Annotated in this window: 15 protein-coding genes; 11 read left to right on the forward strand and 4 right to left on the reverse strand. The window is 62.3% G+C overall.

Annotation, left to right across the window (positions count from 1 at the left end):
* The first annotated feature begins 577 nt into the window (after nt 1–577).
* The 11 genes from metC (at nt 578) to Q4543_RS18010 (ending at nt 12,711) form a co-directional block, all read left to right on the forward strand.
* Nucleotides 578–1,777 carry a cystathionine beta-lyase gene (gene metC / locus Q4543_RS17960; RefSeq protein WP_303440552.1) on the forward strand — a complete coding sequence of 400 codons (1,200 nt, stop codon included), beginning with the start codon at nt 578–580 and terminating at the stop codon, nt 1,775–1,777.
* Nucleotides 1,778–1,839: 62 nt separating this feature from the next.
* Nucleotides 1,840–2,823, forward strand: a complete 984-nt coding sequence (locus tag Q4543_RS17965) for a TAXI family TRAP transporter solute-binding subunit (RefSeq protein ID WP_303440554.1) — start codon at nt 1,840–1,842, stop codon at nt 2,821–2,823.
* Between the two features lie 77 nt (nt 2,824–2,900).
* Nucleotides 2,901–4,787 carry a TRAP transporter fused permease subunit gene (locus Q4543_RS17970; protein ID WP_303440556.1) on the forward strand — a complete coding sequence of 629 codons (1,887 nt, stop codon included), beginning with the start codon at nt 2,901–2,903 and terminating at the stop codon, nt 4,785–4,787.
* A gap of 28 nt (nt 4,788–4,815) precedes the next feature.
* On the forward strand, nt 4,816–5,535 hold the full coding sequence (locus Q4543_RS17975; protein WP_303440558.1) for an aspartate/glutamate racemase family protein: 720 nt from the start codon (nt 4,816–4,818) through the stop codon (nt 5,533–5,535).
* 4 nt (nt 5,536–5,539) lie between these two features.
* Nucleotides 5,540–6,640, forward strand: a complete 1,101-nt coding sequence (locus Q4543_RS17980) for an FAD-binding oxidoreductase (RefSeq protein ID WP_303440560.1) — start codon at nt 5,540–5,542, stop codon at nt 6,638–6,640.
* Nucleotides 6,624–6,932 (forward strand): (2Fe-2S)-binding protein, encoded by a 309-nt coding sequence (locus Q4543_RS17985; protein ID WP_303440562.1) that lies wholly within the window; start codon nt 6,624–6,626, stop codon nt 6,930–6,932. The genes Q4543_RS17980 and Q4543_RS17985 overlap by 17 nt, the downstream gene beginning before the upstream one ends.
* Nucleotides 6,929–8,329, forward strand: coding sequence for an NAD(P)/FAD-dependent oxidoreductase (locus Q4543_RS17990; protein WP_303440564.1), 1,401 nt, complete (start codon nt 6,929–6,931; stop codon nt 8,327–8,329). The genes Q4543_RS17985 and Q4543_RS17990 overlap by 4 nt, the downstream gene beginning before the upstream one ends.
* Nucleotides 8,330–8,331: 2 nt before the next feature.
* A complete protein-coding gene (locus Q4543_RS17995; protein WP_303440566.1) occupies nt 8,332–9,033 on the forward strand; it encodes a GntR family transcriptional regulator in 702 nt (233 codons plus the stop codon).
* A 61-nt stretch (nt 9,034–9,094) separates the two neighbouring features.
* A complete protein-coding gene (locus Q4543_RS18000; protein ID WP_303440567.1) occupies nt 9,095–11,413 on the forward strand; it encodes a molybdopterin-dependent oxidoreductase in 2,319 nt (772 codons plus the stop codon).
* A 33-nt stretch (nt 11,414–11,446) separates the two neighbouring features.
* A complete protein-coding gene (locus tag Q4543_RS18005; protein ID WP_216004154.1) occupies nt 11,447–11,791 on the forward strand; it encodes a RidA family protein in 345 nt (114 codons plus the stop codon).
* Nucleotides 11,791–12,711, forward strand: coding sequence for a DMT family transporter (locus Q4543_RS18010; protein WP_303440614.1), 921 nt, complete (start codon nt 11,791–11,793; stop codon nt 12,709–12,711). Before Q4543_RS18005 ends, Q4543_RS18010 begins: the two co-directional genes overlap by 1 nt.
* Before the next feature lie 772 nt (nt 12,712–13,483).
* On the opposite strand, the gene Q4543_RS18015 is transcribed toward Q4543_RS18010, so the two are convergent.
* From Q4543_RS18015 to Q4543_RS18030, 4 genes are all read right to left on the reverse strand, one after another.
* Nucleotides 13,484–13,642: a hypothetical protein gene (locus Q4543_RS18015; protein ID WP_303440570.1), complete on the reverse strand. Its 159-nt coding sequence runs from the start codon at nt 13,640–13,642 to the stop codon at nt 13,484–13,486.
* A gap of 218 nt (nt 13,643–13,860) precedes the next feature.
* A complete protein-coding gene (locus tag Q4543_RS18020) occupies nt 13,861–14,307 on the reverse strand; it encodes a GNAT family N-acetyltransferase (RefSeq protein ID WP_303440572.1) in 447 nt (148 codons plus the stop codon).
* Between the two features lie 14 nt (nt 14,308–14,321).
* A complete protein-coding gene (locus Q4543_RS18025) occupies nt 14,322–14,579 on the reverse strand; it encodes a YjhX family toxin (RefSeq protein WP_303440573.1) in 258 nt (85 codons plus the stop codon).
* Nucleotides 14,580–14,995: 416 nt separating this feature from the next.
* Nucleotides 14,996–16,006, reverse strand: a complete 1,011-nt coding sequence (locus Q4543_RS18030) for a YeiH family protein (protein ID WP_303440574.1) — start codon at nt 16,004–16,006, stop codon at nt 14,996–14,998.
* Nucleotides 16,007–16,053: the final 47 nt, after the last annotated feature.

The raw sequence follows: 16,053 nt of genomic DNA on the forward strand, positions 1-16,053 counted from the left end.
GGATGACGCCCGCCCAGAAACTGAGCATGGCCGCGTAAATTCTACGACCAAGCCCCCGTAAAAACGGGGGGATTACCGGGCAGGGTCTGCTCTGTTTCAGTTGTTCGAGGATCTCGCGAGCGGTCGGGATTGCCATCTGGTCGTACATTTCCTCGCAACAGGCTGCCATGTGACAGCGCTGGCGATGCCTTGGGTCCCTCTTTAATTCAGGCGCTGCCATTGGGAAACAGGGTGGCATTCAGCTTGATGAAGGCCCCTTCATCAAGAGGCTAAAGCTGGGCCCCTGTCATCTGTCTCTTCATCTGGAAGGCGAGATTTCGAACTGTGGACGTCTCAGAGAAGCGCTGCCAGAAGCCGTCCTACCCACAATCGACGTTCATCCGTGGAGAGATGACAAGCTGCGACCTGTCAAAGATCAGGAGCATTTATTCTGGAAAATGGGCATCAAGGCGGATTTTTCGCAAAAAAAACGAGCGCACCAGGTTTTCCAACGCGAGATTGACCTTTCTCCATTCTGAATCAAATTTTGGTATGCAATCTAGTTTTACGGTATGCATAAATATTGATCGGAATGCCAATGACACGCCAGATCTCTGAAAGAGCGGCACCTTCAACCGCCTTGCTTGGGGCGGGCAGAAGCGGGAATACCGTCGCACAGCCGATACGGCGTGCATCGACTCTCCTGTTTGATACCGTCGCCGATCTCGACAGGGCCAAGGCGGCCAGGTTTGACAAAGGTACCGAGTTCTACGGTCGGTTCGGAACCCGCGATGTCTTCGCCTTCGAGGAGGCGGTCAGTGTGCTGGAAGGCGCCGAGGCGTCACTTGCCGTACCTTCGGGTCTTGCAGCTTGCGTTCTGCCATTCGTCGCATTCGTAAAGCCTGGCGATCACGTGCTGATCGCGGATACGGCTTACGAGCCCGCCCGAACCAGCTTCGTGCAATACATTGCGCGCAACAACGTCGAGGTAGAGTTTTACGATCCGACCATCGGAGCGCAAATCTCGGAGTTGATCCGGCCAGAAACCCGGCTGATCTACCTCGAGAGCCCCGGCTCCATGACATTCGAGGTGCAGGACATTCCGGCGATTGCTGCGGCCGCCCGCGCTCGCGGTGTGATGACAGTTTGCGACAACACCTGGGCCACCGGGTATTTCTGCCGCCCGCTGGCGCTTGGCGCCGACATTTCCGTACAGGCGGCAACGAAATACATTGTTGGCCATTCCGACGCCATGCTCGGTACCCTTTCGGTGGCCGACACCGAACTCCTGACGCCGCTGCGTCAGGCGGCCAACTGGCTGGGCTATCATGTATCGCCCGACGACGTATTCCTTGCGGCTCGGGGACTGAGGACATTGCCCGCGCGGCTGGAGCTTCACCGCACCGGCGCGCTCGAAGTCGCGTCGTGGATGGAATCTAGGCCGGGTATCCGCCGTGTTATCCATCCCGGGCTCTCATCGCATTCCGGCCACGCGCTCTGGAAACGCGACTTTACCGGATCAACCGGCCTGTTTGCGGCCGTGCTCGATATCACCGACCGCGCACAGGCCGTGCGGTTCGTCGAGGCGCTGCGCCATTTCGGCCTCGGGTTCTCTTGGGGTGGTTTCGAGAGTCTGACCTTGCTCGGCGATCCGTCCGGCGCCCGCACGGCGACGCGCTGGACCGAGACAGGCACGCTGTGCCGGTTCCATATCGGGCTTGAAGCCGTCGCCGACCTGATCGGTGATCTCGATCAGGCGCTGGCCTCAGCGGGGCTCGGCGAAACCGTGGCTGCCTAATTCCTTTTCAGGACCGGCACGCAAGAAGCCGGCCGCCCCTACGGACCCAACAGGAGATATCCATGTCCAGAACTTTCAAACGCCTTATCGCCCCGGTGCTTGCCGCCGGCACGCTGGCCGCATCGCCGCTCAGCGCGGAGAACCTAGAATGGACCTCCGGCTCTCCGGGCGGCAGCTGGTTCAGCATCGTCACCGGCTTGTCCAATATCATCATGGAGCACAATCCGGATATTGCTATCCGCGTGGTCCCCGGCGGTGGTCGCGACAACCCGACCAAGATCGAAGGCGGCATCAGTCAGATGGGCATGGGTATCGACTTCCTCGCTGCCGCGGCGATGAAGGGGATGGATCCTTATGAACAGCCGCAAGAGAAGCTGACCTCGATGGGAGGGACCTGGGCGCCTGCAGAATTCCACGTCATCGTCGATGCCGAAGAAACTCGCAGCCTCGAGGAAATCCTGTCCGATCCCGCTTCGCGCATCGGCACCTCGCCCAGGGCGACGTCCGAGGAACTGACCCTGCAGCGGTCGCTGGCCTTTTACGATAATTCCGCGGATGCCATTGCCGATGGCGGTGGCACCGTGATCACAGGCACCTATAGCCAGCTGACCGCAGCCTTCCAAGACGACCAGATCGACGTGCTATTCGGGGCCGGCAGCGTGCCGACCGGCATCGCACTGGAGGTCGAGACTGGCCGTCGCGACGCCAAGCTTCTGGCCTTCCCGGAAGCTCTGATGAACTACCTCAACACCGAATACGGCTATGGCAAGGGCTCGATCGCAGCGGGCAGCTATAACAGCCTTCAGTCCGAGGAAAGCGGCGCAGTGCCGGTTACCACGCTAGAGGCAGTGATCCTCGTGTCCACCGATGTTCCGGAAGAGACCGTCTATGCGATGACCAAGACGTTGCTCGAGAACCAGGAAGGCTTCGGCAACATCTACCAGGTTCTGGGTGGATTCGACGCGGAGCGGGCTTGGCAGAACCAACCCGTGCCGCTGAACCCCGGAGCGGAGCGGGCTTACCGCGAGCTGGGCTACATGGACTGATCCTCAGAACGGGCGGCGTCCCAACGCCGCCCGAACCTATACGGCGACGTTTCCCAAACCACAGCCAAGAGTCTGCCATGCGCAAGTTAACCGGAATCTCCCAAGCCGTCATCGGCCTCTGGCTCGCCGTTTCGGCAGCCATCCATTTCTACTTCACCTTCGCGGGCTATCCAGAACCTCTCAGGCTGGCCGCCTTGCACCTCTTCCTTGCGGTTCCGCCCGTATTCCTGCTGTATCCCTCACATCAAGGCGCTCCGCATCACAGGCCGACCATTGACGACATGGCCCTAGCGGCCCTCGCCCTCCTGCCTAGCGCATACATCTACTTCAACACTTCCTACGTCTATTCTAGGAGTGCTTTCTTGGACGCCCTCAGCCCGCTGGAAACCGGGCTTGGTGTCCTGATGACCGTCCTGATCCTTGAGGCGGTACGTCGGGCTCTTTCCATCATGCTCTCGGCGCTGGTGCTGGCCGTTATCATCTACATGGCAATCTGCGACCAGCTGGGCGGCCTCTGGTACTACCGCGACCTGTCCGTTGGCGAGATAGTCGACATTCTCTACCTGATGAACGGTTCTGGCCTCTACGGCAGCCTGACTGGCATTTCAGCGACAATCGTTGCTGCTTTCCTCGTGTTCGGAGCGTTTCTGCAGGCCAGCGGTATGGGCCGGCTGTTCATGAACCTGGGAACTTTCTTGGCGGGCCGCTATACCGGCGGACCAGCCAAGGTCGTCGTGGTCGAGTCCGGCCTCTTTGGAATGACCAGCGGATCCTCCGTGGCAAATGTGGTGGTGACAGGCAACGTCACCATTCCCGAAATGAAGCGTATGGGGTTCCCACCGGCACTGGCCGGCGGAATCGAAGCGGCCTCGAGCGTCGGCGGGCTTATCATGCCGCCGCTGATGGGGGCTGCCGCCTTCGTCATGGCTGAGATGCTGTCGGTTCCCTATCTGTCGATCGTGTCGGCCTCGATCGTCGGCGCCGCTCTCTATTATCTGGGGATCTTTGTCTCGGTTCACTTCCAGTCGCGCAAGCTTGGCATTGAGGCGCTGCCCAAGAATGAGATCGCAACCGTGCGGGACATCCTGCGCGACATCCACTTCGTGATACCTCTCGTGGTACTCATCGGATTGATGGCCCTACGCTTCTCGCCCTATTTCGCCTGCTTCTGGGCGACTGCGGCACTTATCGCCACGACCTGGCTACGATCCCATACGCGGATGGGGCCGCGCAAGTTGCTTGAGGCCCTGACCGAAGCCGGCGCGACGATCTCCACTATTGCGGTGGCCGTGGCTGCAGCAGGGATCATCACTGCGGCGCTCATAAACACCGGACTGCTGCTTGCATTCACCGGGATCATCAAGTCTCTGGCGGGGGATTCACTGCTTGTGCTGGTGCTTCTTGTCGCGGTGTGCTGCCTTTTCCTGGGCATGGGCGTGCCGACCACCCCGGCTTATATCGTGACTGCAGCCATCGGTGCTCCGTTGATTGCCGAGCATGGAGCTGCGCCGCTGCTCGCGATTCACCTCTTCATTCTCTATTTCGCGGTGCTCGCTGACGCGACGCCGCCGGTGGCGGCGGCCTCCTACGCAGCGGCTGCAATCGCGAGGGCGAACCCCCTTCTGACCGGTGTCCATGCATTCCGAATGGCGGTGGGCGGGTTCATCGTGGGCATCAGCTTCATCTTCGAGCCCGCGCTGACGCTCAGCGGCACTCTGTTCGAGACCCTCTCCGCCACCTTCGCCGTTTCGGCCGGGATCATGCTCATCTCTCTTGCGTATGTAGGCTTTGGCCACGGGCCGATCCCTCTTTGGTGGCGGCTCGCGCTGTTTGCCGGGGGAGCCGCCTCGGCGCTCTGGCACACCCAGCCCGAGCTGCTTCGCGGCGCCATCGGCTACGCGGTTTTCCTTGGCACCCTTTACCTGCCCAAGGTGCAGGAACGTCGCCTCAGTACGGCAGAATGAAACTCCCTTCACAATTGGAAAGACTGGCATGACGACTTCCAGAATCAGAACCTACTATGGTGTCTCCATTGGCATCCTGATGGTGAACTCCACATTCCAGCGCTACGTTGGCGATATCGGCAATGCCTCCACCTGGAACTTCCCGGTGCAGTACAAGATCGTGCACGATGCCGTGCCGTCGCGGATGACCGAGCTGCACGAAGCAAGCCTGCTGGACCCTTTCAAGCGCGCCGCCGACGAGCTGATTGAAGCGGGGGTCGACGGGATCACGACTACCTGCGGCTTCTTGTCAATCTATCAGAAAGAACTGGCAGACTACTGCTCCGTGCCGGTGGCGACCTCGTCGCTGCTTCAGGTGCCCATGGTCGAGCGCATGCTGCCGACCGGCAAGACCGTAGGCATCATGACCTACAACGGTGATGTCCTGAACGGGCCCTACCTGGATGCCGTGGAGGTTGACCGCGCCACGCCGGTTGCGGGCATCCCCCAGGACAGCAACTTCGTCCGCTGGATCAAGGAAGGTGACACTTCGGTTTCCTACGAAACGCTGAAATCCGAGGTTGTGGGCACCGCGAAGAACTTCGTCGCCGCCAATCCGGACATCGGCGCGCTGGTTCTCGAATGCACCAACCTTGCGCCGTTCTCTCACTGGATCGCCGAGGCGACGGGGCTGCCGGTCTATGATACGGTGACCATGGTCAATGCCTTCCAAGCAAGCCTCAGGCCTCGCGCCTATCCGATGTGGTGATCGGATGATCAGCGACTATCTGGTCGTCGGCGGCGGAATCGTCGGCGCAGCCATTGCCGAGGGGCTGGCGCGTGTGGGCGAGGACGTGGTGTTGCTTGACGAGGGTGACATCGCACTTCGCGCCGCCCGCGGCAATTTCGGCAATGTCTGGGTCCAGGGCAAGGGGGCGGGAGCGCCCCCCTACGCCAACCTGACCCGGCAAGCCGCACATGACTGGGCTGACCTGGCTGATCGGCTTGGCAGCGACACCGGCATTGACCTTCAGTTCAGGCAGCCTGGGGCCGCCTACATCTGCTTCTCGGAGGAGCAGCTCGACACCCGCGCAGCGATGCTGGCCCGCTCCAACGAGGGGGCCGCGATTCAGTCCCGCTATGAAAGGCTGGACCGCGCAGCGCTGGCCGAACGACTGCCGGATATTGGCCCGTCGGTGGCGGGCGGAACATACTGTCCGGACGACGGCACCGCCAACCCGCTCCATCTGCTGCGGGCGCTGATCGCCTCGCTGCAGTCGCATGGCGGCCGCTACCTGCCGCACCACAAGGTCGAGAAGGTCGACCGCGACGGCACCGGGTTCTCTGCGCAAACTGCCGCAGGAACCCTGAGGGCAGGGCGGATCGTACTGGCTGCGGGCCTTGCAAATGCCCAGATCGCGCCGATGCTGGGGCTGCGCGCGCCGGTGCGCCCGGTCCGGGGGCAGATCCTGGTGACCGAGCGGTTGGCCCCCTTCCTGGGCTGTGGCACGAACTTCATTCGGCAAACGGTAGAGGGCAGCTGCCTCTTCGGTGAAAGCTCCGAGGAGGTCGGCAACGACGACGGGACGACTCTCCCGGTGCTGACCGATACGGTGAAGAAAGCCGTGGCCGCCTTCCCTGTGCTGGCAAACGCACGCGTGGTGCGCAGCTGGGGGGCGCTCCGGATCATGACGCCGGACGGTGTGCCGGTTTACCACTCCCGCGATGGGGCCTTTGCGGTCAGTGTCCATAGTGGTGTCACCCTCTGTCCTTTTCACACCGACGGGCTGATCACACACATTCAGGCCGGAAGCTTTGACGGGCCTGAATTTTCCTCCTTCCAACCGGAGCGCTTCGATGTTCAGAACAATTGAGATGCAGCCCCCCCGCCAGCTGGTCGAAATTAGCGTCGACGGCCGCCGGGTAAGCCTTCCGGAGGGCGCCAACCTTGCTGCCGCATTGCTGGGAGCCAATGCCTACCCCGCGCGTCGCACGCCGGCAGGGGGCGTCTCGCGCGCGCCTTTCTGCATGATGGGGGTCTGTTTCGACTGCCTTGTGGAAATCGACGGTGAGCCCAACCGGCAGACCTGCCTTGCCACCGTGCGCGGCGGCATGACGGTACGCCGCCAGACCGGTGCAGCGCAGATTGTGGAGGGGCAGGGATGACACCATCTTGCGATCTCGCAATTATCGGCGCCGGTCCTGCGGGCATGAGCGCGGCACTCGAAGCGGCCACGTGCGGTCTGTCGGTTGCCGTCTTCGACGAGCAACCCGGTCCCGGGGGCCAGATCTACCGTAACGTCTTGGCCGAGCGCACCGCCGGCGGCGGCAAGGTGCTGGGCAGCGACTATCTTGCCGGGCGTGATCTGGCCGAGACTTTCATGGCCGCGCCAATCCGGCGCGAGTTCCGCGCGACGGTCTGGCAGTATGACGAGACCGGGCTAAGCTGGACGGCCCCGGGCGGTGGCGGACGCATCACCGCGCGGCGGGTGCTTCTGGCCAGTGGGGCGATGGAGCGGCCGGTGCCCGTGCAGGGCTGGACCAGGCCCGGGGTCATGACAGCCGGCGCGGCACAGATCCTGCTCAAGACCGAAGGGGCCGTTGCCGACGGTGCGGTCTTCATCGGCAACGGGCCTCTGCTGCTGCTCGTGGCATGTCAGTACCTGCAGGCCGGTGTCCGGATCGGTGCTGTCCTGGAAGCTTCCGAGCCGGGCGCGATGCGCGGCGCGCTTCCACATCTGGGAGCGGCGTTGCGCAATCCGGGGCCGCTGTGGAAAGGTGCGAAGATGCTGGCGCGGCTGCGTGCCGCCGGGGTTCGACATCACCGTAGTGTTCAGGACATTGTACTGGACGGCGACGGGGCTGACGGCGCGCTCGCCGAGGTGCGCTGGCGTGACCGTCGCGGCAGCCACCGGATCGAGACGGCGCACGCCTTTCTTCATCAGGGTGTGGTGCCCAACATGAACGCGTACATGTCCGCCCGCGCGGCACAGACTTGGGACTCCGATCGGCTTGCCTGGGCGCCGGTGCTGGATGAGTTCGGGCGCACCGATCTTCCCTGGCTTTTGGTGGCTGGCGATGCGGGCGGCATCGGCGGTGCCGCGGCGGCCGGGCCGGCCGGGCGCCTCGCAGCGCTTGCCGTCGCCTCGGATCTGAATCTGCTATCCGGCGAAGAGGCCACGCGCCGTGCCATGCCCCATGCACGGGAGAAGGAGCGGGCGTTGGCTCCGAGGTCATTCCTGGACAAGCTCTTCCGGCCCGCCGTATCCGTTCGGGTGCCGCAGGACAATTCAGTGAAGCTCTGCCGCTGCGAGGAAGTGACACGCGGCACGCTGGCAGCCGCGGTGGCCGAAGGATGCCCCGGCCCGAACCAGTTTAAGAGCTTCAGTCGGGCGGGCATGGGGCCTTGCCAGGGCCGGTTCTGCGGCGGCACTGTTCAAGCTGTGATGGCGGACCTGTCCGGGCGCGAGCCTGCCGAAATTGGGTACCTGCGCCTGCGTATGCCAGTGAAGCCCGTCACGCTCGGTGATATCGCCGCAGCGGACGCGGCAACGGAGATCTGATCATGGATAATTTTATAGCTGCCCTGAAAGATCCGGCTGAAGTCCCCGAAATGTCGTCAGATCAGCCGCTTCCGGCGCAGATCGCGGGCTATATCCGCAACCTGATCATCCACGACATTCTCAAGCCCGGAGAGTCGGTTCGCGAACGCTTCATTGCCGATACACTGAAAGTGTCACGTACGCCGATGCGTGACGCGCTCAAAATCCTGTCGGTGGAGCGGCTCGTAAAACTCTATCCGAACCGCAGCGCAGTGGTGGTGGACAACAGTCTGGAGGACATTACCGACATGCTGTCGGTCTATGTCGAGCTCGACAAGATGGCTGCCACCACGGCCTGCCGGATGGCAAGCGAGACCGATTTCCTTCGTATCGAGCGGCATATCGAAGAGATGCGGAAGGCTCAGGTAGAGCGCAATCGCAGCGAATATTTCCGAGCCAACCAGAATTTCCATTTCGCCATCGTCTCCGCAGCCCGCAACCAGACCTTGGCAGAAATGCACATGACGCTGAACCTCAGGCTCTACCGCGTGCGCTACCTGGCGATCCTGTCGCAGGAAATCTGGACAACGCGCGAGGACGAACACCGAGCCATGCTGAACGCCCTCAGGGCGCGGGACCAAGAAGAGCTGGCCATACTCCAGAAGGAACACTTCGCCGTGGCTTGGCGGCTCATCGACGACTGGTGCCGGTCCGCCGCGTCCTGAGGCCGGGCGTATCGCACCCCCAACAAGAAGACCCAGCATGTTAGTTCTGCCAGATTGTCCTATGGTTGCCACGCATTGGGGCACCTATCGCGCGGTTATGGAAAACGGTCGCCTATTGAGGTTGGACCCGATCGCGGAGGATCCAGCGCCGTCGCCGCTCGCCGCCGGTATGATCGAGGCGCTCGATGCTCCAGTCCGAATTCGGCGACCAGCCATACGGAAGTCGTTCCTGGCTGCACGTGAAGCGGGGAAGATCGTCACCGAGGGCGCTGGCCGCGGCTACGAGCCCTTCGTCGAGCTGCCTTGGGACGAAGCGCTCGATCTTGCCGCGGCTGAAATCGACCGCGTACGCAGCGCGCATGGAAACAGTTCTGTCTACGGGGGATCCTACGGCTGGGCGTCGGCCGGACGGTTCCACCATGCCCAGAGCCAGATCCATCGCTTCCTCAATTCCATAGGCGGTTACACACGGTCGGTTCAGAACTACAGCTACGCCGCAGCCGACACGATCGTACCCTACATTCTCGGCGACAAGAGTGGCCTGGTCAGTGGCCACACGCCATGGGACCGGATCGCCGAGCATACCGACATACTGGTCGCTTTCGGCGGCTTGCCGTCGCGAAATTCCCAGGTCTCTTCAGGCGGCATTTCCCGCCATATTCTACCGGGGAGCCTATCCCGGCTCTCTGCACGCGGTGGCAAGGTCATCTCGGTGTCGCCGATACGCGATGATACCGATCCAAGCATCAGCAGCTGGATGCCGATCCGGCCCGGGACCGACACGGCGCTGATGCTGGGGCTCGCGTCGCATCTTCTTGCTACGGATCGCGCCGACCGCAGTTTCCTTGCAAGCCACACGGAGGGGTTTGCGGCGCTCGAAGCCTACATCACCGGCCACAGCGATGGCGTCGCAAAGACGCCTGACTGGGCGGCGGAGATCACCGGAGTCGGTGCGGAGGAGATCCGGGGTCTTGCCGAGCGGATGGCGGAAACCCGGTGTTTCGTCATGGTGGCGTGGTCCTTGCAGCGTGCCGAAGGAGGCGAACAGCCCTATTGGATGGCTGTGGCGCTGGCATCGATCCTTGGCCAGGTCGGCCAGCCCGGCGGCGGCTTCGGTTTCGGCTACGGCTCGGTGAACGGCATCGGCAATAGCCGTGCGGCGTTTTCCTTCCCGTCGCTGCCGCAACTGTCGAATGGCGTAGAGGAATACATCCCGGTGGCGCGCATCGCTGATGCGCTGCTGAACCCGGGGGAAACCTATCCCTTCAATGGCGAGAACCGGACCTATCCGGACCTGCGTCTCGTCTACTGGGCCGGAGGCAATCCGTTCCACCATCATCAGGACCTCAATCGCCTGCGCAGAGCCTGGCAACGACCCGAGGCGGTGATTGTTCATGACAGTTGGTGGAACCCGCTTGCGCGGCATGCGGACATCGTCTTCCCGGTCACGTCTCAGCTCGAACGGAACGACATAGCCTTCTCCTCGCGCGATCATTTCGTGACACCGTCGCACGCCGTGGCAGTGCCGGCAGGCGAAGCCCGGGATGATTACGAGGTTTTTTCCGCGCTGTCGAAGCGCCTCAGCGCGGAAGATACCTTTACCGCCGGGCGCGATGTCGAGAGCTGGCTGCGACACATTTATGAGGGAGGCCGCGATGCCGCTGCAGCCGCAGGATACAGCCTGCCGGACTTCGAAGCATTCTGGCAGGCCGGTATGCAAGACCTGCCCGTGCGTGATGGTGGCGAAAGCGACCTACTGGCCGCGTTTTGCGCAAATCCGGATGCTGCAGCTCTGGGAACGCCATCGGGGCGCATCGAGCTCTTCTCGCAACAGATCGCAACCTACGGCTATGCCGACTGTCCGCCACACCCGGCTTGGCTGCCACCCGACGAATGGCTGGGTGCGGAGGCGGCAGGGCGTCATCCGCTGCATCTGATTTCGAACCAGCCCAAGACCCGGCTGCACAGCCAGTACGACTTTGCGGGCATTTCCCGCGCTGCAAAGCGCTCAGGCCGAGAGCCGATGCGGATGCATCCGGATGATGCAGCTGCTCGCGGTCTGGCCTCCGGCGACATCGTGCGCGTGTTCAACGATCGAGGCGCCTGCCTCGCGGCCTTGGAAACCTGTGACGCGCTTCTGCCTGGAGTAGTGCAGCTGTCCACAGGGGCATGGTTCGATCCGTCTCCGGCGATGCCAAGTGATGGCGGCCTGCCACTGGAGCGACATGGAAACCCGAATGTCCTGAGCCAGGATAAGGGCGCCTCCAGCCTTTCGCAAGCGCCTTCGGCTCAATCCTGCCTTGTGGACGTCGAGGCATTCTCCGGGCCACAGCTGCCTGTAGAGGCCTTCGATCCGCAGCACATTGTTCCGCGCGGCTGAACCCGCGCAATCCCTGCCAATATGAGGAAAAACATGAAACATTTCGACAACAACGGGCGTCGTTCGCGGGCAGTTCTGGCCAATGGCGTGCTTTACATGGGCGGGCAGGTTGCAGACGATTGGTCTGCGGATGCGGCGGAGCAGACCCGGCAGGCCCTGGCGCGTATCGATGCGTTGCTGGCCGAAGCCGGGGGCGACCGCAGCGCCGTCGTTTCGGCGACGATCTGGCTCAAGTCCATGGACGATTACAAAGCCATGAACGCAGTCTGGGACGGCTGGGTCAACCGTGACGCAGCCCCGGCGCGGGCTTGCGGTGTCGTGGAAATGGCTGATCCACGGATTCTGGTCGAGATCATCCCGACGGCCGTTCTGCAATGATGCGGATTCCGCTAGTCGAGCGGTTCTGGTCAGCGGCGCCGCTTCTGCTGTCGCTGGCCAGTCTTTTCTGGGCGGGGAATTTCGTCGTTGGCCGGGCATTTGGCGGCGAGGGCACGCTCAGCCCGGTGGCGTTGGCATTCTGGCGGTGGGCGGCGGCTTTTGTGCTGGTGCTGTTGCTCGGGGGCGCGCGTGCATGGCGCGAACGCGCGGCTATTGCACGGTCGCTCCCGCTGCTGACGGCATACGCGCTCCTGTCGGTTACGCTCTACAATACATTGGTCTACGCCGGGCTGAAGTCGACGACGACGATCAACGCGCTTCTCTTGCAATCGACGATGCCGGTCATGATCCTGGTCTGCGGCGCAGCGATCTACCGAGACCGCATTGATCTTTCACGCGCGGGAGGCGTGGTGCTCTCTCTCGCAGGGGTCCTGCTGATCCTGTCCGAGGGCGACACCGCCGGGCTCGGCGCTCTGGAGTTAGGTAGGGGTGGCGGACTTGTCCTCGCCGGAGTTGCCGCCAATGCGATATACTTTTCGACGCTCCGCAGCCGTCCCGACCTGCATCCGATGACTTTTCTCGTGGCGATCTTCGGGCTGGGGACTTTTCTGTTGCTGCCTTTCTGGATCCAAAGCGGTGCGGCAGTGCCGCAGGGGGCGGTACAGCTCGCCGGGATCGGCTACTTGGCCCTGTGTGCGTCGCTCCTGGCGCTCCTGTTCTTCAACCGCGGCATCGCCCTGATAGGTGCGGGTCGTGCGGGGGTGTTCCTGCACTTGATGCCGGTCTTCGGTAGCCTTCTGTCCATGCTGTTCCTGGACGAGCAGTTAAGGCTATTTCATGCATTTGGGTTTGCGCTTGTCTTAAGCGGCGTTTTGCTCGCGACGCGAAGCGCGAAGAAATCCAGCAGCACTGCCACGTAGAGCCAGCCCTCTGCGGTCCAGACGCAGATGAAATCCGCGAGCTACTTCTGGTTCGGAGCCAAGGCCGCGAAGTCGTGACCCAGATTGTGGCGACGTGCACGGACGTGGTGCGAAAATCTGATTGATCATCGGCGGGAGCTACCCACCTGCTCTCGTGAGGTCACCAACGTGACGGCACCTGCAAGGAGCATCGACGTCGTGAAGGGCACATTGCTGAACTGTGAGCAGGGCAGGCGGCATCCGTTCGATCCGGCGCAAGTGCTTTTGGCGCTCGTGAAAGAAAGCCGCCGGCCGTACAGGACCTGTTGCGAGTAAACCGCTTCCATGGCAGACGTTTTCCATTAGATAACCATCTGTTTTCTAATGGGATAGGAACTTGAGGGTAGCGCGCACCCGCTTACAATCAATCAAGCCCATAATTAGAGTTATGTGTTAACATTAGCAAGATGACTCACCATTCGATATGCCGGATGGGTACGAGATCCGATCAGTTGTCCTGTCCAAGTGGCCCATCGGTGCTTCAGTTGGGTTCTGAATAAACCTGCGGACCTGCATCGCGCGTTATGCAGACCTGCTCCGCTTTGCTTTGCGCTGACCAAGTCTCTCGCGTGTTCATGGGAGGTCGCCACATGGGGCTGATCCTGATCTTCGGATGCCGCCAATACACATGGTCCCGCGGCAGGGGGTCCCGCCCCAAAAACGTTCAGAGAGGCCCCGGCAAGTGCCCACCATCGAGCGCGCCGAGCAGTTCCGCGTCGACGAGGTGCTCGCTTCAGCCGATCTGCACGAGGTAGCCCCCCGGGCTCAGCCGCGCGAAGAGCCCCGCACCGAGGACATTTTCCGTTGCCTCGGTCAACGGCAGCACGTTGATCTGATAGTTTGCCCCTTCTGCCGCATCATGCACCGCCTGCGGTCCCGAAAAGTAGGTCACCCGTTCGAGCTGCGCGCAAATCCCAATCCGGGACGTCCAGCCATCATTTGTCACTCTTCCCAACGTTCGCGCCAATGTGAGATGGCACCGCGTCAACGATACCCGACGCGCGCTTGAGCAGGCGAAAGCGGCTGTGGTCGCATGCGTGTATCGCGTCGTCTTTTCAATCAGAAGATTGCCCGCCCCCTCTGATGGGGAGCGGGCGGATTTCTGGGACGTTACACGCCGGGCATTGCCATCTTGCGGCTAACATGACCGGAAGGTTCGTGCAGTTCGTCCGCGACGCATTGGAACCCGTAGCGCTCATAAAACGGCCGGCCGATCATGTTGTCGCGGAAAACCTCGACGGTCAGAGGGCCCTTGAGTGTGACCGCATGATCCACCAATGCACGGCCATGGCCCCGACCGTGCAATGCTGGATCGAGAAACAAGCCGCCGATCTCATTGCCAATCAGCGCGATGAAGCCAGCGACCCTGCCGTCCAGCTCCAAGACGTGGGTTTCCGCGTTCGGCAGGTAGATGTCGCGCATGGCCTGATGCACCTCGGCAACGAAGTCCGCGGCCAGAAACGGATGGGCCAGCGCGTTTGCGCGTTGCCAGACACCGATTACCGCTTCGATGTCCTCCGCCTGATAGGGACGGATGGTTCGGGTTGTATCATTCATTGTCAGTGATCCTTTCAGCGTTGGTTGAGTTGCGCGCGCACGGAGGTGACCCCCAAGCGCGTCACCCGGTAGGGGTGTCCATTTTGTGAACGGATGAAGCGGCGCCGTCTCAGGCGCTGGAACAGGTCGAGCGTGCAGTCCATCAGGACGTGCCCCTCGCGTGTGTAACAGGTGATGTCGCGTATCTTGCCGTTGTCGCACCGTTCATGGTGAATGGCTCCACCACGGGCGAGTTCGTGCAAAACACGCTGTTCGTGCCTTGATATATTCAACGGATTTTCTCGATTTTATGAGAGCATAGAAACGGTATCACTCAGCATCGCGCGTGAGTGTCCTTGTCGTGTCAGTTGTTCCCGAAGCTTGCAGGCTTGTGAGGTTCAGGAACGGGCGTTGGCCCGGGGCTCTTGCATAAAATCTCCATAGCATGACGCCATTCGCGTCAGGCTGATCGGCAGATACCGTTCACGCGCGAACCGCTCAAGGTGCTGTCTCAGGGAGGGGGGCTGTGCGGCGCGTTTGTCACACTTTGACCAAAGCGGAGCCCCTTCTGCCGCGGAGCGTGAGTCTGCTTCTGTTGACAGCTTTCCTGTGCGGGCGTAATCGCACCGATGGCCGCAGAAGGAGCTCTATGCAAGATACCGAGCGGTGCACAATGCTAACCCCGCGAGCTGACGTCCGCCGAACTCACTTATTGCCACAGCCCAAGCAGCGTGATCGCCGCGAGGCCGGCGACGCTGATGAAGATCCAGCCGCAGGCGCCCAGCAGGAATGGTCGCCATCCTTCGGATTTCAGCGCCGAAAGCCGCGCGTCCAGCCCCATCGCCCCAAGCGCCATCGCAAGCATGAAGGTCGATGCCATGGTCAGGGCGCTGATCAGCTCTGGCGGCAGCGCAATGGCCGTGTTCAAGGCAATCGCCCCGAGGAAGCCGAAGACGAACCACGGCACCGCAAGCCGCGCGGGTTGCGCCTCGGTCTTGCCTTTCACCAGCCCCAGCCCGAGGATCATCGGCGCCAGCAGCAGCACGCGGCCAAGCTTGGCGATGGTGGCCAGCTCTCCAGAGGTTTCGCCCAAGGCCCAACCGGCACCAACCGCTTGCGCGACCTCGTGAATCGTCGCGCCGGACCACAAGCCGTAAGCGTTGGCGGACAGATGCAGCAATGGTTGCGCAAGCGGATAGATCAGCATCGACAGCGTGCCAAAGACGGTGACGCAGGCAATGGCATAGGCCACCTCTTCGTCGCGCCCGCGGGTCACGGTGTTCATCCCCAGCACCGCCGATGCGCCGCAGATCGACGTGCCCGCCGCAATCAGCTCGCTCAGAGCCGGCGAGACGCCCAGCAAGGCACCGGCCCGGCGGATGACGACAAAACTAACGACGACAAGCGCGACGATCAGCGCCGCGCCGCCAAACCCCAACCCGGCGAGATCGTCGAAGGTCAGTCGAAAGCCCAGCAGCACGATGCCGCAGCGCAGCACCGGGCGCAGGGCCAGCGCCGTTCCGGGGGCAAGCCGGTGCGTTGGCAGCCCGGCGTTGCCGAGCAGCAATCCCAGCATCAGGGCGACAACCATCGGGCTGACCATCGCAGAGCGGTTTGACAGCTGCCAGACGCAGACCCCCAAAGCGGCCAGCAGGGCGGTTGCGGCAAGCCCCGGCAGGGCGGAGCGGGCGGTGTTCAGGCAGGTGGTGGCGGCGATCATGGCGGGCATCCTTGTTTGACCAAAAGATGCGCTACGCCAATCAAACA

Source organism: Salipiger sp. 1_MG-2023, from assembly GCF_030547555.1.
Lineage (GTDB): Bacteria > Pseudomonadota > Alphaproteobacteria > Rhodobacterales > Rhodobacteraceae > Salipiger.